The organism is Consotaella aegiceratis, from assembly GCF_036541425.1.
GTDB lineage: Bacteria > Pseudomonadota > Alphaproteobacteria > Rhizobiales > Rhizobiaceae > Consotaella > Consotaella aegiceratis.
On sequence record NZ_JAZHFT010000150.1, the window covers coordinates 1 to 604 of the forward strand.

At 61.6% G+C, this 604-nt stretch carries 1 protein-coding gene; it reads right to left on the reverse strand.

The features are described from left to right. Positions 1-7 precede the first annotated feature (7 nt). Positions 8-604, reverse strand: a 597-nt coding sequence (locus SMD10_RS25515) for an integrase core domain-containing protein (RefSeq protein ID WP_331688517.1), incomplete at its 5' end; no start/stop codon positions are given.

A 604-nucleotide genomic window follows, 5' to 3' on the forward strand; every position in this document is an offset into this window, starting at 1 on the left:
TGTCTTCTTAAGCTTCTTGACTGACGAAAGACATGACGGTTTCGGCTGGCCTGCGGCCCATGTTGCGATAGCCGAGATGCGGGCGTTCGGTGTTGTAGTGGACGAGCCAGGCATCGAGATCGGCCTGCAGGGCCTCGACGGTCTCGTAGAAGGTCTCGCGCATGGTGACGCGGAAGAACTCGTCGAGGACGGTGCCGTTGAAGCGCTCGACAAAGCCGTTGGTCTTCGGGGTTCGAACCTTGGTGCGCCGGTGCTCAATGCCGTTGAGGTCGAGATAGAGCTCGTAAGGGTGCTTCTCGGTGCCGCAGAATTCTCGACCGTTGTCGGTCAGGATGGCGCCGACCGGCAGATCGAGGTTGCGATAGAAGGGCAGCACCTCGTTGTGGAGCACGGCGACGGCCGCCTCGGGCTGTTTGGAAACGTGCAGAAAGCCGAAGGCATAGGAGCCGTAGGTGTCGACGACGGCATGCAGGTAGACCTTGCCGATGCCCTTGAGGTTGCCGACGAAGAAGGTGTCGGCCGACAGCAGTTCGCCCGGCGCCGAACTCTCGACATGGCGCTCGCGGAAGCAGGGGTTCAGCTTCTCGATGAACGCCGCCTGCTC